This window comes from Microcoleus sp. T3_A4, from assembly GCF_036700465.1.
Taxonomy (GTDB): domain Bacteria; phylum Cyanobacteriota; class Cyanobacteriia; order Cyanobacteriales; family Microcoleaceae; genus Microcoleus.
The window spans coordinates 1-2,227 of the sequence record NZ_JAUBOY010000122.1; the positions used below are offsets into that span (position 1 = coordinate 1).

Genomic DNA, 2,227 nt, shown 5'->3' on the forward strand with positions numbered 1-2,227 from the left:
TCGGCTCCGAGTTAACAATTTTTCTTAATTTTACATCATCTTGCATTTGTCTCACATTTATTTGAAATTACTATAAATCCAACTGAGACTGTAAGCAGTTATTTGTGAAACCTCTCGGCTACTTCTACCAGATGCTAATAACCAAATAATTTGATAATGGCTTCTCTCCACAGCATCTTTTGCCTGACGGTAGCGCTGTTCTAACTCGGTCAATGATAGATGTGGCTCTATACTAATACGTTTTGGCATGGGAGAGCGTGGATGCTGGCGACTGAAGGCATACTTATTCATTTTACTATGGGCGTGTTCCCGGACATGATATTACCGGAAGCTGTGCTTGATGAAGCCGTTAAGTTTCTCGAATCTTTGTATATTAAGGGCGAACCCGTCGAGTAGCGATCGTACTTTTTGTTGTGAGAAATTCAGCCACGTTTCGGACAGTGTAAATATACAGTCAATCACCAACTAATTACTCGATCGCACAGTCAAAACTTGCGGCGGCGTCGCATCCGGCGGATACAAGAAATCCACCTGCACCAAACGGCGTTCCCCCGGCTTCATATTCACATTCACCAAAGGTTCCCCCTGCTGTCCCCGCCGCTGCACAATGTGAATGTAGCGCGTCAAAGTCTTGCCCGTATCATCCTTAAACATCACCCGCACCGTACCTCGGAAAAATATCCGATTTTCAGGAGGATCATAAAACATCAATCCCCCCGATTCTGTATTTGCTTTAATAGGTGTTTGCATTTTAATGCTAACAGATTGAGACTCGCGAGATTTGTTATAAAGCGGAAAAGTTAAGTTGTATTGAATGCCGTAATTACCGTGAGCAGAATAAGCAGTATCGGGATAGCGAGCTAACATTTTAGCGCTTTGAACTTGGCCAGTCCCAAAAGTACCCGTGTCCGTTGTGCTCAAAGCATAGGAAAATGACTCGCCGCGCTTGGGAATCGTTAAATAATCAGTTCTCGAATTGTCCGTAATTTTAGCTTGCCACTGGGAACCTTCCGCTACTCCTGCCACGCGGCCATAAATTTTTTGCACCGGATTTTCGCCTCTGGGAGTTGGTGCTAAATCTCTCGGCCCCGCTAAACCTTTAGTATTTAAAATATTTTCCCACTCTTCTAATGTGGGATATTGCTCTACTCCTTCTGGAGTTGTAGGAGCAAACATCGCTAAACTAGCGACATAAACCGAATTGCTGCTCGACATTCGCATCAAGGTCGATCGACCATTGGAAGAAGGCGTGACATTCCCCACAGGTATCGGCAAATTCATCAGCATTCGGCTCTCATTGGCCGGAATCTCGATCGCAGCCGGCAAAATGGCTTGTCTGAACCCCCGCAGCACATCGCTCGTGATGCGGCTTCCAGGCCCCGCAAACACAGTGCCGAATCGATTTTCTAAATACGACGGTAAATCGACAAACAAGGCATCCGGCCGAGTTAAATAAGTCGCTCCTTGCAAGACATTTAAAGTAACAGGTTCGGAGTTAGGATTGTGGACAATTATTCCTTGAAATAAGGTGCGAGTTTGGTCGCGATTTTTAGCTTTGGCGATGTGGTGGGCGAAGATGTCAAATCGGCCTTTGAAGGGAAAGTTTAAGTGTGCAGAAGGCACTTGTTTGGCTTCTTGCGGAAATGTGGAGAGCAAAATGCCTTCGGTTTGCACAACTTCGGGGCTGTTGCTGTTGAAAACGGGGATGCTGTCGAGTTTTCCCGGTAAAACGCGCACTTGTTGGGGCTGCATGACTGTGTTTAGCGGGGCCGTTGTCTGCGGTTGTGGTAAATCCAGTTCGTTTTCGGGTGCGGGGGCTTCTGGGTCGATGATCAGTTGTTGTTGGGCGGGAGGTGCAGGGATTGTTTGAGCTAGGGGGAAAATTGGCAAAAACATTGCTGAGAGCGCGTTTAACTGAACTTGCAGAGATTGCCACATAGCAACCGACACAAAACTTTACCACAAGTTGGTTGATATTTTCTGGGGATTTGGGAATTTTAGGTCAATTTTTGTGGAAATTCGGGCGGCCCAATTTAGGACTTTGGAGAAGTAATTATTGTAGGGGCAATCCCCCCGTGGTTGCCCCGATAGATAGAGGGTAGGCACGGGGGCACTACCCCTACAAATTTATCTGAATGATTTAGGATTGCTACAGCAGATTCCAGGTTTATGAAGTACAGTAACAGCAGCTTGTAAACCAGTTTTTAAAGTGCTTAGGATTGACCAA

1 protein-coding gene is annotated in these 2,227 nt (G+C 46.0%); it reads right to left on the minus strand.

Features of this window, described 5'->3' with window-relative positions; translation table 11 throughout:
• Positions 1 to 465 precede the first annotated feature (465 nt).
• Positions 466 to 1,938, minus strand: coding sequence for a DUF3370 domain-containing protein (locus tag QUA07_RS29790; RefSeq protein ID WP_333332835.1), 1,473 nt, complete (start codon positions 1,936 to 1,938; stop codon positions 466 to 468).
• Positions 1,939 to 2,227 lie beyond the last annotated feature (289 nt).

What these genes read in the sequence shown, in the direction of transcription:
- QUA07_RS29790 (WP_333332835.1), bottom strand. Translation starts at nt 1,938, where the DNA reads ATGTGGCAATCTCTGCAAGTTCAGTTAAACGCGCTCTCAGCAATGTTT.